At 52.5% G+C, this 15,011-nt stretch carries 18 protein-coding genes and 1 tRNA gene (1 of these 19 cut by a window edge); 12 read left to right on the top strand and 7 right to left on the bottom strand.

From position 1 onward, the window contains the following. Positions 1-27 (bottom strand) — tRNA-OTHER (locus HMPREF3143_RS15370) (it extends 50 nt beyond the left edge of the window). Between the two features lie 232 nt (positions 28-259). Here HMPREF3143_RS15370 and ghrA point away from each other — a divergent pair. From ghrA to HMPREF3143_RS15350, 4 genes are all read left to right on the top strand, one after another. Then, complete coding sequence (gene ghrA, locus HMPREF3143_RS15365; RefSeq protein WP_021240795.1) at positions 260-1,198, top strand: glyoxylate/hydroxypyruvate reductase GhrA; 939 nt, start codon at positions 260-262, stop codon at positions 1,196-1,198. A gap of 84 nt (positions 1,199-1,282) precedes the next feature. Next, complete coding sequence (locus HMPREF3143_RS15360; RefSeq protein WP_008500850.1) at positions 1,283-2,020, top strand: phosphatase; 738 nt, start codon at positions 1,283-1,285, stop codon at positions 2,018-2,020. 21 nt (positions 2,021-2,041) lie between these two features. Then, the gene (locus tag HMPREF3143_RS15355) at positions 2,042-2,596 is read left to right on the top strand and encodes a TorD/DmsD family molecular chaperone (RefSeq protein ID WP_008500849.1); all 555 of its coding nucleotides are present in this window, start codon (positions 2,042-2,044) and stop codon (positions 2,594-2,596) included. A 96-nt stretch (positions 2,597-2,692) separates the two neighbouring features. Next, positions 2,693-3,175 carry a DUF1097 domain-containing protein gene (locus tag HMPREF3143_RS15350; protein ID WP_072205916.1) on the top strand — a complete coding sequence of 161 codons (483 nt, stop codon included), beginning with the start codon at positions 2,693-2,695 and terminating at the stop codon, positions 3,173-3,175. A gap of 43 nt (positions 3,176-3,218) precedes the next feature. On the opposite strand, the gene csgG is transcribed toward HMPREF3143_RS15350, so the two are convergent. From csgG to csgD, 4 genes are read right to left on the bottom strand one after another with little or no spacing between them, the layout of a single operon-like run. After that, positions 3,219-4,052, bottom strand: a complete 834-nt coding sequence (gene csgG, locus HMPREF3143_RS15345; protein WP_008500847.1) for a curli production assembly/transport protein CsgG — start codon at positions 4,050-4,052, stop codon at positions 3,219-3,221. Between the two features lie 26 nt (positions 4,053-4,078). Beyond that, entirely contained in the window at positions 4,079-4,492 is a 414-nt protein-coding gene (gene csgF, locus HMPREF3143_RS15340; protein WP_008500846.1) for a curli production assembly/transport protein CsgF, read from the bottom strand. 23 nt (positions 4,493-4,515) lie between these two features. Next, positions 4,516-4,905 (bottom strand): curli production assembly/transport protein CsgE, encoded by a 390-nt coding sequence (gene csgE, locus HMPREF3143_RS15335; protein ID WP_008500845.1) that lies wholly within the window; start codon positions 4,903-4,905, stop codon positions 4,516-4,518. A gap of 4 nt (positions 4,906-4,909) precedes the next feature. Then, the gene (csgD, locus tag HMPREF3143_RS15330) at positions 4,910-5,560 is read right to left on the bottom strand and encodes a biofilm master transcriptional regulator CsgD (protein ID WP_021240790.1); all 651 of its coding nucleotides are present in this window, start codon (positions 5,558-5,560) and stop codon (positions 4,910-4,912) included. A 764-nt stretch (positions 5,561-6,324) separates the two neighbouring features. Between csgD and csgB the strand changes: the two genes are divergently transcribed. From csgB to ymdB, 5 genes are all read left to right on the top strand, one after another. Next, complete coding sequence (gene csgB / locus HMPREF3143_RS15325) at positions 6,325-6,780, top strand: curli minor subunit CsgB (protein ID WP_008500843.1); 456 nt, start codon at positions 6,325-6,327, stop codon at positions 6,778-6,780. A 41-nt stretch (positions 6,781-6,821) separates the two neighbouring features. Then, positions 6,822-7,274, top strand: a complete 453-nt coding sequence (gene csgA, locus HMPREF3143_RS15320) for a curli major subunit CsgA (protein WP_008500842.1) — start codon at positions 6,822-6,824, stop codon at positions 7,272-7,274. Between the two features lie 61 nt (positions 7,275-7,335). After that, complete coding sequence (csgC, locus tag HMPREF3143_RS15315; RefSeq protein ID WP_023343744.1) at positions 7,336-7,668, top strand: curli assembly chaperone CsgC; 333 nt, start codon at positions 7,336-7,338, stop codon at positions 7,666-7,668. Between the two features lie 160 nt (positions 7,669-7,828). Then, entirely contained in the window at positions 7,829-8,149 is a 321-nt protein-coding gene (locus HMPREF3143_RS15310; protein WP_008500840.1) for a type 1 fimbrial protein, read from the top strand. Positions 8,150-8,254: 105 nt separating this feature from the next. Then, entirely contained in the window at positions 8,255-8,797 is a 543-nt protein-coding gene (gene ymdB / locus HMPREF3143_RS15305; protein ID WP_070533536.1) for an O-acetyl-ADP-ribose deacetylase, read from the top strand. Positions 8,798-8,832: 35 nt separating this feature from the next. On the opposite strand, the gene mdoC is transcribed toward ymdB, so the two are convergent. Next, positions 8,833-9,972 (bottom strand): glucans biosynthesis protein MdoC, encoded by a 1,140-nt coding sequence (mdoC, locus tag HMPREF3143_RS15300; protein WP_008500838.1) that lies wholly within the window; start codon positions 9,970-9,972, stop codon positions 8,833-8,835. A 254-nt stretch (positions 9,973-10,226) separates the two neighbouring features. Between mdoC and mdoG the strand changes: the two genes are divergently transcribed. The 3 genes from mdoG to HMPREF3143_RS15285 all read left to right on the top strand — a co-directional run bounded on the left by mdoG (position 10,227) and on the right by HMPREF3143_RS15285 (position 14,613). Next, entirely contained in the window at positions 10,227-11,780 is a 1,554-nt protein-coding gene (gene mdoG / locus HMPREF3143_RS15295) for a glucans biosynthesis protein MdoG (RefSeq protein WP_021240787.1), read from the top strand. Then, the gene (gene mdoH, locus HMPREF3143_RS15290) at positions 11,773-14,301 is read left to right on the top strand and encodes a glucans biosynthesis glucosyltransferase MdoH (RefSeq protein WP_070533533.1); all 2,529 of its coding nucleotides are present in this window, start codon (positions 11,773-11,775) and stop codon (positions 14,299-14,301) included. Before mdoG ends, mdoH begins: the two co-directional genes overlap by 8 nt. An 84-nt stretch (positions 14,302-14,385) precedes the next feature. Continuing rightward, positions 14,386-14,613 (top strand): YceK/YidQ family lipoprotein, encoded by a 228-nt coding sequence (locus HMPREF3143_RS15285; protein WP_008500835.1) that lies wholly within the window; start codon positions 14,386-14,388, stop codon positions 14,611-14,613. A gap of 6 nt (positions 14,614-14,619) precedes the next feature. Here HMPREF3143_RS15285 and HMPREF3143_RS15280 read toward each other — a convergent pair whose 3' ends face one another. Continuing rightward, entirely contained in the window at positions 14,620-14,994 is a 375-nt protein-coding gene (locus HMPREF3143_RS15280) for a MysB family protein (protein ID WP_008500834.1), read from the bottom strand. Positions 14,995-15,011 lie beyond the last annotated feature (17 nt).

The raw sequence follows: 15,011 nt of genomic DNA, 5'->3' as shown, positions 1-15,011 counted from the left end.
CTCCTTCAGCCACTCGGACACCTCACCATATTGTCATCCCGTTGTTGACGGGACGGGCGCTAATGTAAGGAAAAGCCGAACTGCCGTCAACTCACTTTTTCAGTAATTTAGCGCGTTTAGACAAACTTCAGGCAACATGATTCTTAATTGTGCTGAAAGCGTCTTTTTTATCAGCAACACAGCCGCGCAATAAATTTGTTATGCTGACAACCTCGTTAAAAAGCAAAATAAATCAGCGCAATAAAAGGCAGGAATGACTATGGATATACTTTTCTATCACCCCACGTTTGATACGGCCTACTGGATCGAGGCGCTCACGGCAGCTTTACCCGGCGCACGCGTTCGCGAGTGGAAGCGTGGAGATAACGAACATGCTGACTATGCGCTGGTCTGGCATCCGCCGGTAGAAATGCTCCAGGGCCGTAAGCTGAAGGCCGTTTTTGCCCTGGGGGCGGGCGTGGATTCCATTCTGAGCAAGCTGAAGGCGCACCCTGACATGCTGCCGGAAGCGATTCCCCTGTTCCGCCTGGAAGATACCGGCATGGGCCAGCAGATGCAGGAATATGCCGTCAGCCAGGTGCTGCACTGGTTCCGCCGCTTTGATGACTATCAGGCCTTTAAACAGCAGGCCCACTGGGAGCCGCTGCCGGATTACCGTCGCGAAGACTTTACCATCGGCATCCTCGGTGCGGGCGTGCTGGGCTCAAAAGTGGCTGAAGCTCTCGCTCCGTGGGGCTTCCCGCTGCGCTGCTGGAGCCGCAGCCGTAAGGACTATCCGGGCGTAGAGAGCTTTGCCGGAACGGATGAGCTTCCGGCCTTTCTGAACGGCACGCGCGTGCTGATCAACCTGCTGCCCAACACGGCGGAAACGGTAGGGATCATCAATGAAACCTTGCTCAACCAGTTAGCCGATCAGAGCTACCTGATGAACCTGGCGCGCGGGGTGCATCTGGTCGAGCCCGATCTGCTGAAGGCGCTGGACAGTGGAAAGCTAAAAGGCGCCATGCTGGATGTCTACAGCCGTGAGCCGCTGCCGGTGGAAAGCCCGCTGTGGGCACATCCGCGCGTGGCGATGACCCCGCACGTGGCCGCCGTGACGCGTCCGGCAGAAGCGGTGGCGTACATATCCCATACCATCAGCGAAATGGAGAAGGGTAACGCGGTCACCGGCCAGGTTGACAGACAGCGCGGCTACTGAGAGAAACCCGGCGTTCGCCGGGTTTTTGCTAATATTCGCCGCTGATAACTGCTATCCTTTGGAAAAACCGCAGAGGAGAGAGAGATGTATCCCGTTGACCTGCATATGCACACCGTCGCCAGTACCCACGCGTATAGCAACCTCCATGATTATATCGCCCAGGCGAAGCTGAAAGGCATTAAACTGTTCGCGATCACCGATCATGGTCCGGACATGGCGGATGCGCCGCACTACTGGCATTTTGTGAATATGCGGATCTGGCCACGTCTGGTGGACGGCATTGGGATACTGCGCGGCATCGAGGCGAATATCAAAAATACCGACGGTGAGATCGACTGCACCGGGCCGATGCTGACGTCTCTGGATCTTATCCTCGCCGGTTTCCACGAGCCGGTTTTTGCACCTCAGGATAAAGAGACCAACACCGCGGCGATGATTGCCACCATTGCCAGCGGCAATGTGCACATTATCAGCCACCCCGGCAACCCGAAGTACCCGATTGATATTCAGGCTGTCGCGCAGGCGGCAGCGAAGCACCGCGTGGCGCTGGAGATTAACAACTCCTCCTTTGTTCACTCGCGCAAGGGCAGTGAAGCCAACTGCCGCGAAGTGGCCGCCGCCGTACGCGATGCGGGCGGCATGGTGGCGTTGGGTTCGGATTCCCATACCGCCTTTACGCTGGGTGATTTCAGCGAGTGCCTGAAAGTGCTCAATGACGTTAACTTCCCGGAAGCGCAAATCCTGAACGTGACTCCGCGCCGCATGCTCGATTTCCTCGAATCGCGCGGCATGGAGCCGATTGCCGAATTTGCCGATCTTTAATTGTGTAATGGAATAATAAAAATGAACGAGTTTTCCATCCTTTGCCGCGTGCTGGGTACGCTCTATTATCGCCAGCCGCAAGACCCGCTGTTGGTTCCGCTCTTTACGTTAATTCGTGAAGGTAAGCTGGCGGAGAACTGGCCGCTGGAACAGGATGATTTACTGGCGCGTCTGCAAAAAAGCTGCGACATGCAGCAGATTGCGACCGATTACAATGCGCTGTTCGTCGGCGATGAGTGCCGCGTTTCGCCATACCGTTCTGCCTGGCAGGAAGGGGCGACGGAAGCGGAAGTCCGTGCTTTCCTCTCCACGCGCGGTATGCCGCTGAGCGATACGCCTGCGGACCATATCGGTACGCTGCTGCTGGCCGCTTCCTGGATTGAAGATAACGCCGGGGATGATGAGAACGAAGCTATCGAAACGCTTTTCGAAACGTACCTGCTGCCGTGGGTCGGAACATTCCTTGGGAAAGTAGAAGCCCACGCCGCCTCGCCATTCTGGAGAACGCTGGCACCGCTGACCCGCGACGCAATTGCGGCGATGTGGGATGAGCTGGAAGAAGAGAACGGAGAGTGATTTAGATCACATAAATTCTGCAACGCCGCATTTCAATTTGCACATAATGTGCTTCTGATCGCATTTCCATGGTGCGCTTCTGCTAAGATGCGCGCCATGAACATATTACTTTGTATCGCAATAACAACGGGCATTCTCTCCGGGCTCTGGGGATGGGTGGCCGTGTCTCTCGGATTGCTCAGCTGGGCTGGATTCCTTGGCTGTACGGCCTATTTCGCCTGCCCGCAGGGGGGCGTCAAAGGGCTCTTTATCTCAGGCTGCACGCTGATGAGCGGGGTGATCTGGGCGCTGGTGATCATGAAAGGCAGCGCGCTGGCGCCGCATCTGGAGATGCTGGGGTACATCATGACGGGCGTTGTTGCCTTCCTGATGTGTATTCAGGCTAAGCATCTCCTGCTTTCGTTTGTGCCGGGCACCTTTATTGGGGCGTGCGCGACCTTTGCAGGGCAGGGTGACTGGAAGCTGGTCGTTCCTTCTCTGGCGCTGGGATTGCTGTTTGGCTATGCCATGAAAAACAGCGGTCTTTGGCTGGCGTCGCGGCGGGAAAAAGCGCAAGGCATCACGGCGGTGAGCGAATAAAAAAAGGCGAGATAATCATCTCGCCTTTTTTATGCGCTTCCTGTCAGGATTCCGGAGGGACTGACATATCGCGGTATTTCACCAGTATCGGGTTCTGCACGTCTGCTTTGTTTTGCAGATCCCACAGCCCGCGGTCAATACCGTCGTTGATTAAGAAGATCACGCCGGTTTCAATGGCCGACATCAGACACATCATGACCGGCTCGTTAGAGGTGTAGCCAATTTCACCCTCCAGCAAACGCTGGTAATCGATGAAGCGGAATACCCCTGCCTGAACTTCATAAGACAGGATGGTTTTGCTGGTGTTCACCGAAGAGAGCACTTCGCCTGTACTGACGTTGACCACACGCAGGTTAACGGCGATTTGGTCGAGCTGGTACTGGGTATCCGCACCGATACCGAAGTACCGCGCGCCCGCACCACCCGATTTAACGTTACTTTCGTAACCAATAATCGATCCTTCAATCATCACGTTCGCTGCCGCCAGAGATTCCAGAGGCGTGCGGTTATTGGCCGCGACGGTACCATTCTCCTGTGCGGCACGAATGATTTTCCGTTCATTCAACAGGTTCTGAAGACCCTGACGTTCCAGCGGAATAAACCAGCGCGAATCCTTGAGCGCGGTAACCAGCATCGCGGTGGCGCTTTGCGGCACGGCCGTGGAGAAGTTACTTGCCGGGTAAGGCTTAAATTGCCCGGTTTCATCCTGAATGTTGTATACGGAGACAAATATTTTCCCCGTTGGAGCAGGTAAATGCGTTAAATCACGATAACTCTGGGCCCGAGGCATTAATGTTGGTTTTGCAGCTTCTTTAGGTGGAGCAGTTAAACAACCGCTCAATAAGCACACTGCAACAAATATCAGGAAGCGCTGCATGATCGTTGTCCTTATTTAGCTATTGTTTAAAAGTCAGTTGAATTACTTTGTAGACCGGAAACCTGAATAGTGGAGATCCTTCCGGTTTTACGATCGGTCACGTTCAGCTGAAGCTGTCCATCGGTGTTGGCGATATCAACGATAAAATCGTTGGTCACCATCCGGCCGGGTTTGCCGGTATTAATGTTGGTCAGTAACCCGCCTAAAATCTGCGACTGGATAGCCTGAGTGAAGTTGTCCAGTGCGGATGGGGTATCAACGCTAAAATCCTTTAAGCTTGGGTCCTTATAGGAGTTTTGCGCCTGCGCTTCATTCAGCAGAAAGGCACCGTTGTTAGGGTTACCGCCAAAGTTAGGGTTACGGAACTGAAACGTCATATTTCCGGCCCAGCTTATAGGTGTTATTAGCATTATCGAAACAACTGCATATGCAATACGCATGACAGCCTCCGCATATCGGTTCGCTAGAACTCGTCTTTAGCTAAATCGCTGGTGCTTAATAGGGCTTTATCTATTTGCAGGCGATTAATAGCGTCTTCTGATTGGGCCAGTGCCAGGGCTACGTTTTTATCGAAGTCCATTTTAGTGGGGAATAAAAACGTTTGATAAATAACGTACTGATTGGCCGTTATTGTTATCCAACTTCCCCATCGTGCACTGGGCCGCTCGTTGATTGTTATATTTCCGGTATAAGTACTGTCCCATTTGTCACTGAAGGCTCGGTAAAAACTGTGCCCGACCGATGAGACCGTGTGGTCTGTTAACAATCCGGGAACTTCGACCTCGACGGCCTTCAGATTCCCGGCAGCGAGCAGGAAACTCGCTGCGGCGATCCAACTCAACGTGCGCTTCATGTGATTAACGCCTGAGGTTATCGTTTGCCCACGAAACCGCCTGAGTTCGGTTTTTTACAGCTATCTTCTTGAAAAGATTATAAAGGTGCGTCTTTACCGTATTTTCGCTGATAAATAACGAACGGGCGATTTCAATATTTGAAGCACCAATGCGTAACTTATTCAGGATCTCTTTCTCACGGTGCGTGAGCAGTGCTGACTCTGAGCTGTTATAGCGATAATTTCCAGAGTGCGTGATGAGGTAGCTGGCCAGCTTTTGCGAAAAATAGCACTCTCCGCGCAATATGCCTTGCAGACCCTCAACTACCCGGTCTTCTTCTTCCGTGACGTAGAACACGCCATTGATATGCGGCCAGCTTTCAATATCCCTGAAAGGATATTCATCAGGCGTATTCAATAATAGCACGCGGATATTATTGTTTTTTCTGCTTAAAATATCTTGCCAGTAATGGATGAGCTTTTTATCAGCTTCCATCATATCGAACAGAATGATGCTGCCAGGTGCAATATCATCAAAAGAACGTTGAATATTATGCAATTTCCCGTTCAGTGATAAAGATTGCTTTAAATGTTGTAATAACGCTGTCGCTTGCAAAGAAGGTTTTGTGATCAACAGTAATGTATGACCATGTAAACTATGGACTTCATTATACATGATGAAACCCCACTTTTTTTTTGGCACCTGGCAGCTGTCCTCCTGTTTAATAGAGGACACCAGAAGTACTGACAGATGTTGCACTGCTGTGTGTAGAATCAGACCATAACCTCCACGGGGAGGTAAATATAAAACCAATTTCGTACATCTAATTTCAATCTAGCTTTTACGAAGTTTAAAGCAAGTGTTAAACATGTAACCGAATGTAAAAATCAATATTAATTTGTGAAAATCACTTGTGATGAATGGCGGGAAATGATGAGAAAGTTGTACATCTAAATAGAGATGCACAGTTTTTAAAAATCATACAAATATTTATATGCTGTTGATTTTTAATTGTTTTTGATATTTTCCGCTAACGATAAAACAGTATGAGATACAGATTATTTCTAAGCCCATAAATGCGCGGTTGTCTGACTTAAGAAAACGGGCTTCGTGTCACGACTGTGAAAAAGTGTCCTTCTGCCGTTACGTTTAAACAACGCGAGAAGACGCGTGGACAGCCTTCGCCTCGTTGTACAACCTGATTGTTGGACAGGGGAAATAAAAAATATAAGCTGGCCTGAGTAAAGTGATTTTTGTCGTAAATTACGACTTTGTGGTGATCCGAAAAATAAAAATAAGCCGCGCGGGTGAGATATTTAAAATGTTTCAGCGGACATACTCTTCACCGTAACGACGCGTTAACACAATACGCATCGTTTTTACAAGTAACACGGTTATAGGTTATGGCGTGATTAAATAACCAGGTCCAGGGTGACAACATGAAATACACATCGTTATTTATGGTGTTTACATTACTGGGTGCGCCTGGATTTGTAACCGCAGCGAATTCAGATTTAGCCAATGCTGAATATAACTTTGCGGTTAACGAATTAAGTCTTTCATCACTCAATCAGGCAGCCATTATTGGTCAACAGGGTGTTTTTAATGACGCTCAGGTTCGCCAGGAAGGTTCAAAACTCTTGTCCATTGTTTCACAGGATGGGGCGGGCAACAGAGCAAGAGTTGATCAATCAGGGAGTTACAATATAGCCTGGATCGATCAGAGCGGTACCGCGAATGATGCAGGTATTACGCAAGAGGGATACGGTAATAGCGCGAAAATTATCCAGAAAGGGTCGGGTAATAGAGCAAATATTACGCAGTACGGTACGCAGAAAACCGCAGTTGTAGTGCAGAAACAGTCGCAAATGGCGATTAACGTTATTCAACATTAGCGCATTCGCGACGATTTTAATCAATCCGATGGGGGTTTACCATGAAATTTCTCAAAGTGGCAGCGCTTGCAGCAATCGTAGTTTCTGGTAGTGCTATGGCGGGTTCTATTAATCAGGGCGGCTGGGGTCATGGGCATGGTCATGGCGGATACAGTGGCCCAAATTCAACCCTGAATATTTATCAGGACGGTGGCGGTAACTCCGCGGTTGCTCTGCAGACAGACGCCAGAAATTCCGTGCTGAATATTACCCAGAAAGGTGGCGGTAACGGCGCTGACGTTGGTCAGGGTTCTGATGACAGTAAAATCAACCTGACCCAGAAAGGATTTGGCAACAGTGCAACACTGGATCAGTGGAACAGCAAAAAATCTGTTATGAACGTTAGCCAGTCCGGCGGCTTTAACGGCGCCCTCGTCGACCAGACTGCCTCTAACTCTACTGTCAACGTTACCCAGATTGGCTTTGGTAACCACGCGACAGCTCATCAGTACTGATACTGAAATCTGTGCTACAAAAAAACAGGGCTGATGCCCTGTTTTTTTTCGGGAGTTCATCATGAATACCTTAATTCTTCTTGCCGCGCTTTCCAGCCAGATAACTTTCAAAACGTCGCAGCAGGAAAATATGACCACCATTATTCCTCAGGTCACCCTGGCGCAGCCGTGTGATTGTCAGGTTCAGATTGTTTCCGTTCGGGAAGGGCAGGGGGGACAAAGTTCGTCCCGACAGCAAAATACCCTTTTTATACCCGCTAATCAGACGATTGATTTAATGCGCCTGAGTTTAAATATTAATGCGGGAGACACGGTAAAAATCGTTGTCACCGTTTCAGACGGTAAATCGCTTCATTTATCACAGCAGTGGTCGCCAGCGGAACGTTCGCTTTAATCATTCATGAAATCAATGTGTTGCGAATGTGGCGGGTCTGTGCCGTTGAGCTATGCTGATATCAGGGATCAGGTCATTATGTTCCTTAACGTGAGACTTCGTTTGTCAAAATGAAGTGCGTTTACCCCTCAAGGACGATTTTCATTGAGGAGTACCGATAATGAACCACTCTTTCGCTCGACTCGTGACGGGTCTGGGCCTGATTGTTTCTGTTTTTAGCCTCCCGGTTTATTCGGCTACCATTGTGAACGGTGGCGTTATTCATTTTCGCGGTGCCATTGTTGCAGACCCCTGTGAAGTTACGCCGCAGCAGAGACAGTTTGCTATGTCCTGTCCGGATAATAATCGTATGCAAACGCGCATGGTCAGTTATGAAGAGGCGCTTAATGGCAAAGTGTCCGATTCAGATCTGGTGTCGCTCCGCATGAAATACCTTAACCCTGAAAAAACGCTCGCGGTTGTCGAAATCCAGTATCGATAGCGTTCTCTCTTCCGCTTTGTGCGGAAGAGGATCTTTTCTGATAGTTTTTTCTCCCGGGCAACCCTGCGATACACTTAATAAAAAGGCGGGTTGCAGAGGGGCTTTATGAAACCGCAAATTGAAGTTATTCATGGTGATATTACGACCATGCACGTCGACGTCATCGTCAATGCGGCCAATCCCTCCCTGATGGGGGGAGGCGGTGTGGACGGGGCTATCCACCGGGCTGCCGGACCGCAGCTGCTGGAAGCCTGCAAAACCGTACGGCAACAGCAGGGCGAATGTCCTCCCGGCCATGCGGTCATTACGCTTGCGGGCGATCTGCCTGCCAAAGCGGTGATCCACGCCGTAGGGCCTGTCTGGCACGGTGGCGATCGGCACGAGGCGAGTATTCTGGAAGAGGCTTACCGGAACTGTCTGCGGCTGGCTGCCGACAACGGCTATAAAACAGTGGCGTTCCCGGCCATCAGTACCGGGGTGTATGGCTATCCTAAGGCGGCTGCCGCTACGATCGCCGTCGATACCGTTTACCGCTATCTGTCGCTAAAACCGATGCCTGAGAAAGTTATCTTTGTCTGTTTCGATGAAGAAACCACCCACCTTTATCAACGGTTGCTGACCCAGCGCGGGCAGGAACTGGACACCTGAAGCAAAACGCGGCGCACTGAGTGCGCCGCGGTTGTTTATGAGGCTTTTACCTGAGGTTTTCCTGAGAAGAGGAAACGGAGAAGCGGGATCCGCAGGTGGATTTCATAGAGCACGATCGCAATCCCCACGACAAACACCAGACCGGTAAAGAAACCCAGCGTGTTAGAGGCGATATGCGGGGTGATGTAAGCCCCGAAGAAGAGCGTGAGCGGGTGATGCACCAGATAAATAAACAGCGACGCATTCACGAAGTAGGTCACGCGGCTGGACTTAAAGTTCAGCAGGCGGTGGCCGAGCGCGAATACTACGTTCACCATCCATAAACCCAGCAGCATGGTGATCACGCTTTCCGTTTCGTACATCCAGGCGTCACCGCTCCCGTAGCGCTGGTTCAGCAGATAGGCCGCGAACGCGATGGCCGCACCTACAGCACACCACGGTGACGGGGTAGTAAACAGCGCTTTCAGCTTCGGGTAAATAAACGCCAGCGCGCCAATTAAAAAGAACGGAATGTAGAAAAGGGACTGCATCACCACAAAATTAAACAGGCCGTCGCTCAGTATCGGTGGATAGACGATAAACAGGATGCGTCTCACCGCGGCGTAAGCGATACCCAACAGTAAGAAGAGCACCGACAGTTTGCCCAGCGTAACGGTGGCGAAAAAGGCGTCAGCTCTCGAACTCAGGTGGTGACGCAGGCGGCTGAAAATGAACAGGCTCACCGTAGTGAGCACCACCAGGACCAGCAGGAACCACAGATGAGACACCAGCTCCCAGACCAGCGTGTTGTACTTTTCATACAGCGACAGATTCGGCCAGTTTTCCGCTTTGCCTTTGACGTACTGCAGCATAATGAACTGAGGCAGCGTCAGCAGCGGAATCGCGGTCAGCATGGGGATCCCCACGCGCTCGACGCGCACCTTCCACCAGCGTTTAAGCGGGTATCGCAGAAACAGCATGTAAGAGAAATAGCCGGAGATGACAAAAAACACCTGCATACGGAAGGCGTGAATAAAGTCATTAAACAGCGTCAGCCACCAGGAGGGCATCTGGCTATTCACATGCCAGGTGTGGCTGGAGTAAATCAGTGATATGTGAAAAGGGATCCCCAATAGCATCAGCCATGCCCGGATCGAGTCGAGGAAATATTCACGTTCTGTTGGTGTTGTGCTCATATAACGTTGTGCATTCTCAGACTTTTCGTCTTATCCCTAAGACTCATAATGGTTACATTCGAAAGCAACCCTACACCAAGACCGACACCCTGTCTCCAGGATAAGCACGCAAAGTGAATAATGGGTTCTTTCATTTGCTTAATCCATGAGCCAGCAGCTGAACAAAGCAGTGATAATGTTGTCGGATTGCCTGAGTTTCCATTAAAATGGATCGGATCGATATAAGCACACAAAGGGGGAAGTGCTTACTTATTATGAAACATAAACCACAGATGATGAAAATGCGTTGGTTAGGTGCTGCAGTGGTGTTATCACTGTATACCTCATCGGCACTGGCCTTTAACATCGACGATGTCGCAAAACAGGCAAAATCGATGGCTGGCAAGAGCTACGAAGCGCCGAAAAGTAACTTGCCCTCCGTTTTCCGCGATATGAAATATGCGGACTATCAGCAGATCCAGTTCAATCACGACAAAGCCTACTGGAGCAACATCAAGACCCCGTTCAAGCTTGAGTTTTATCATCAGGGTATGTATTTCGACACGCCTGTTGCCATCAACGAAGTGACGGCCACAGCGGTACGTAAGATCAAATACAGCCCGGATTACTTCAATTTTGGCAATGTGCAACACGACAAAGATACGGTGAAAGACCTGGGCTTCGCAGGCTTTAAGGTGCTTTACCCGATCAACAGCAAAGATAAAAACGACGAAATCGTCAGCATGCTGGGTGCCAGCTATTTCCGCGTGATTGGCGCGGGGCAGGTATACGGGCTTTCTGCGCGCGGACTGGCGATTGATACCGCGCTGCCATCAGGTGAAGAATTCCCACGTTTCCGTGAGTTCTGGATTGAACGTCCAAAACCAACGGATAAACGTCTGACCATTTACGCGCTGCTGGATTCACCGCGTGCGACCGGCGCCTATCGCTTTGTGATTATGCCGGGTCGTGACACCGTGGTTGACGTGCAGTCCAAGGTTTACCTGCGTGATAAAGTGGGCAAACTGGGCGTTGCACCACTGACCAGCATGTTCCTGTTTGGGCCGAACCAGCCGTCTCCGGCCACTAACTTCCGCCCGGAACTGCACGACTCCAACGGTCTGTCTATTCATGCCGGTAACGGAGAGTGGATCTGGCGTCCGCTTAACAACCCGAAACATCTGGCGGTGAGCAGCTTCGCGATGGAAAACCCGCAAGGTTTTGGCCTGCTGCAGCGTGGCCGTCAGTTCTCCCGCTTTGAAGATTTGGACGACCGCTATGACCAGCGTCCAAGCGCCTGGGTCACGCCAAACGGTGACTGGGGTAAAGGTAAGGTTGAGCTGGTTGAGATTCCAACCAACGACGAAACCAACGATAACATCGTGGCTTACTGGACGCCGGATCAGCTGCCGGAAGCCGGTAAAGAGATGAACTTCAAGTACACCATCACCTTCAGCCGCGACGAAGATAAGCTGCATGCGCCGGATAACGCGTATGTGATGCAGACTCGCCGTTCAACGGGTGATGTGAAGCAGTCTAATCTTATCCGTCAGCCTGACGGTACCGTGGCCTTTGTCGTGGACTTTACAGGCCAGGATATGAAGAAACTGTCACCGGACACCGCCGTTGCCGCTCAGGCCAGCATCGGTGATAACGGTGAAATCGTTGAAAATACCGTGCGTTACAACCCGGTAACCAAAGGCTGGCGTCTGACCCTGCGCGTGAAAGTGAAAGATCCGAAACAGACCACTGAAATGCGTGCTGCGCTGGTCAGTAACGATCAGCCGCTGAGTGAAACCTGGAGCTATCAGCTACCTGCCAATGAATAATACATCTGAATATATTGATGCCATGCCGCTGACGGATATCGAAAAAGCGGCACTGCCTAAGAGCGACATCCGCGCGGTTCACACCGCGCTGGATGGTGAACATCGTCAGTTTTCCCGTGATGATGATACGCCGCTGGGGTCAGTAAAGGCACGTCTGGAGCACGCCTGGCCGGACTCGCTGGCAGAAGGGCAGTTGATTAAAGACGACGAAGGGCGCGATCAGCTTCAGGCGATGCCGAAGGCCACGCGTTCCTCAATGTTCCCCGATCCGTGGCGCACCAACCCGGTGGGCCGCTTCTGGGATCGCCTGCGCGGGCGTGATGTGACGCCGCGCTATCTGTCACGCCTGACGAAAGAAGAGCAGGCTTCCGAACAGAAATGGCGTACCGTGGGGACCATCCGTCGCTACATCCTGCTGCTGTTGACGCTGGCGCAGACGGTCGTCGCGACCTGGTATATGAAAACCATCCTGCCGTATCAGGGCTGGGCGTTCATCAACCCGATGGACATGATGGGCCAGGATCTCTGGGTCTCCTTCATGCAGCTGCTGCCGTATATCCTGCAGAGCGGCATCCTTCTGCTGTTCGCGGTTCTCTTCTGCTGGGTCTCGGCCGGTTTCTGGACCGCGCTGATGGGCTTTCTGCAGCTGCTGATGGGGCGTGACAAATACAGCATTTCGGCGTCAACGGTCGGGGATGAACCCCTCAATCCTGAGCACCGTACCGCGCTGATTATGCCTATCTGTAACGAAGACGTTGACCGCGTGTTTGCGGGCCTGCGTGCCACCTGGGAGTCCGTGAAGGCGACCGGCAACGCGGAGCATTTTGACGTTTACATCCTGAGCGACAGTTACAACCCGGATATCTGCGTGGCAGAACAAAAAGCGTGGATGGAGCTGATTGCAGAAGTGCAGGGCGAAGGGCAGATCTTCTACCGTCGCCGCCGCCGTCGTGTGAAGCGTAAAAGCGGTAACATCGATGACTTCTGCCGCCGCTGGGGTAACCAGTACAGCTACATGGTGGTGCTGGATGCTGACTCCGTCATGAGCGGTGACTGCCTGAGCGGTCTGGTGCGTCTGATGGAAGCCAACCCGAACGCGGGTATCATTCAGTCTTCGCCAAAAGCGTCGGGAATGGACACGCTCTATGCGCGCTGTCAGCAGTTCGCCACCCGTGTTTACGGGCCGCTGTTCACGGCAGGTCTGCACTTCTGGCAGCTGGGTGAATCCCACTACTGGGGTCACAACGCCATCATCCGCGTGAAGCCGTTCATTGAGCACTGTGCGCTGGCGCCGCTGCCGGGCGAGGGTTCGTTTGCCGGTTCTATTCTGTCACATGACTTCGTGGAAGCGGCGCTGATGCGTCGTGCTGGCTGGGGCGTCTGGATTGCCTACGACCTGCCGGGATCGTACGAAGAGCTGCCGCCGAACCTGCTGGACGAGCTCAAGCGTGACCGCCGCTGGTGTCACGGTAACCTGATGAACTTCCGCCTGTTCCTGGTGAAAGGGATGCACCCGGTTCACCGCGCGGTGTTCCTGACGGGCGTGATGTCGTATCTCTCCGCACCGCTGTGGTTTATGTTCCTTGCGCTCTCCACAGCGCTGCAGGTCGTCCATGCCCTGACGGAGCCGCAATACTTCCTGCAGCCGCGCCAGCTGTTCCCGGTGTGGCCGCAGTGGCGTCCGGAACTGGCGATTGCGCTGTTTGCCTCCACCATGGTGCTGCTGTTCCTGCCTAAGCTGCTCAGCATCATCCTGATCTGGTGCAAAGGCTCGAAAGAGTACGGCGGTTTCTTCCGCGTGACCCTTTCACTGCTGCTGGAAGTGCTGTTCTCCGTGCTGCTGGCACCGGTGCGTATGCTGTTCCACACCGTGTTCGTGGTCAGTGCGTTCCTGGGCTGGGAAGTGGTCTGGAACTCACCGCAGCGTGATGACGACTCCACGCCGTGGAGCGAAGCCTTTATGCGCCATGGTTCTCAGCTGCTGCTGGGTCTGGTGTGGGCGGCAGGGATGGCGTGGCTGGATCTGCGTTTCCTGTTCTGGCTGGCGCCGATTGTCTTCTCGCTGATCCTGTCGCCGTTTGTCTCCGTCATCTCCAGCCGTTCGACGGTGGGGCTGCGGACCAAACGCTGGAAGCTGTTCCTGATCCCGGAAGAGTATTCCCCGCCGCAGGTGCTGGTAGACACCGATCATTATCTCGAGCAGAACCGCAATCGCACGCTGGATGACGGCTTTATGCACGCCGTGTTTAACCCGTCATTCAACGCCCTGGCGACGGCAATGGCGACGGCGCGTCACCGTGCCAGCCAGGTGCTGGAGATTGCCCGCGATCGTCACGTTGAGCAGGCGCTGAACGAGACCCCGGAAAAACTCAACCGTGACCGTCGTCTGGTCCTGTTGAGCGACCCGGTTACGATGGCGCGTCTTCACTACCGCGTATGGTCCGCTCCGGAGAGATACTCTTCGTGGGTAAACTACTATAAAGAACTGAAGCTGAACCCGCTGGCGTTGAAGGCGAAGTAAGTGGTTAAGTAGAGCGGGTAAGCGAAGCGCCTCCCGCCAACTAAAATACCGGCATAATCGCCGGTATTTTTTTAGAGGTTACTCATGAGAATCATCATCGTCGTTCTGATGGCATGCCTGCTCAGCGGCTGCGGCAGCATCATCAGCCGCACCATTCCAGGGCAGGGCCACGGGAATCAGTATTACCCGGGCGTGAAGTGGGATCTCCGTGACTCCGCATGGCGCTACCTCACCGTGCTGGATCTGCCATTCTCGCTAATTTTCGACACGCTGCTGCTGCCGATCGATGCCAGCCACGGCCCTTACGAGTAGCGTAAATTAACGCTCGTCCCACTCATCGGCTGCGGTTTGTCCTTCTTCCGTATCCAGCGGTGGCTCGAGCTGAAATTCGCCCTCATCCCACTCGTGCAATGTGTTCTCTTCCAGCCATTCCTGCCGCAGTTCGATTTCATCATAGTCGCCATCAAAGACGGCCTGCGCACCTTCACCGCTCAGGACCGGCAGGCATTCCCCTTCTTCACCTTCATCGGCAAAGAATTCGGCCTGCCACATAATATCCCCATCCTGCAGAACGTATTTCTGGATATTAAGTTGTTGCACGTCAGCATCTTCTTCTTCAACGCCGGGGTTGTCGGCGAGGAACTCTTCACGAGCGGCATCAATAGCTTCTTCCAGCGTGGCGTACATGGTCATTGGTGTCTCCCTGTTTT

This window comes from Enterobacter sp. HMSC16D10, from assembly GCF_001807145.1.
GTDB lineage: Bacteria > Pseudomonadota > Gammaproteobacteria > Enterobacterales > Enterobacteriaceae > Enterobacter > Enterobacter roggenkampii.
This window is presented reverse-complemented; position numbering and strand designations above follow the sequence as displayed.

Bases quoted from the DNA above. Each gene is read 5' to 3' on its own strand.
- ghrA (WP_021240795.1), top strand. From the start codon at position 260: ATGGATATACTTTTCTATCACCCCACGTTTGATACGGCCTACTGGATC.
- HMPREF3143_RS15360 (WP_008500850.1), top strand. From the start codon at position 1,283: ATGTATCCCGTTGACCTGCATATGCACACCGTCGCCAGTACCCACGCG.
- HMPREF3143_RS15355 (WP_008500849.1), top strand. From the start codon at position 2,042: ATGAACGAGTTTTCCATCCTTTGCCGCGTGCTGGGTACGCTCTATTAT.
- HMPREF3143_RS15350 (WP_072205916.1), top strand. From the start codon at position 2,693: ATGAACATATTACTTTGTATCGCAATAACAACGGGCATTCTCTCCGGG.
- csgG (WP_008500847.1), bottom strand. From the start codon at position 4,052: ATGCAGCGCTTCCTGATATTTGTTGCAGTGTGCTTATTGAGCGGTTGT.
- csgF (WP_008500846.1), bottom strand. From the start codon at position 4,492: ATGCGTATTGCATATGCAGTTGTTTCGATAATGCTAATAACACCTATA.
- csgE (WP_008500845.1), bottom strand. From the start codon at position 4,905: ATGAAGCGCACGTTGAGTTGGATCGCCGCAGCGAGTTTCCTGCTCGCT.
- csgD (WP_021240790.1), bottom strand. From the start codon at position 5,560: ATGTATAATGAAGTCCATAGTTTACATGGTCATACATTACTGTTGATC.
- csgB (WP_008500843.1), top strand. From the start codon at position 6,325: ATGAAATACACATCGTTATTTATGGTGTTTACATTACTGGGTGCGCCT.
- csgA (WP_008500842.1), top strand. From the start codon at position 6,822: ATGAAATTTCTCAAAGTGGCAGCGCTTGCAGCAATCGTAGTTTCTGGT.
- csgC (WP_023343744.1), top strand. From the start codon at position 7,336: ATGAATACCTTAATTCTTCTTGCCGCGCTTTCCAGCCAGATAACTTTC.
- HMPREF3143_RS15310 (WP_008500840.1), top strand. From the start codon at position 7,829: ATGAACCACTCTTTCGCTCGACTCGTGACGGGTCTGGGCCTGATTGTT.
- ymdB (WP_070533536.1), top strand. From the start codon at position 8,255: ATGAAACCGCAAATTGAAGTTATTCATGGTGATATTACGACCATGCAC.
- mdoC (WP_008500838.1), bottom strand. From the start codon at position 9,972: ATGAGCACAACACCAACAGAACGTGAATATTTCCTCGACTCGATCCGG.
- mdoG (WP_021240787.1), top strand. From the start codon at position 10,227: ATGAAACATAAACCACAGATGATGAAAATGCGTTGGTTAGGTGCTGCA.
- mdoH (WP_070533533.1), top strand. From the start codon at position 11,773: ATGAATAATACATCTGAATATATTGATGCCATGCCGCTGACGGATATC.
- HMPREF3143_RS15285 (WP_008500835.1), top strand. From the start codon at position 14,386: ATGAGAATCATCATCGTCGTTCTGATGGCATGCCTGCTCAGCGGCTGC.
- HMPREF3143_RS15280 (WP_008500834.1), bottom strand. From the start codon at position 14,994: ATGACCATGTACGCCACGCTGGAAGAAGCTATTGATGCCGCTCGTGAA.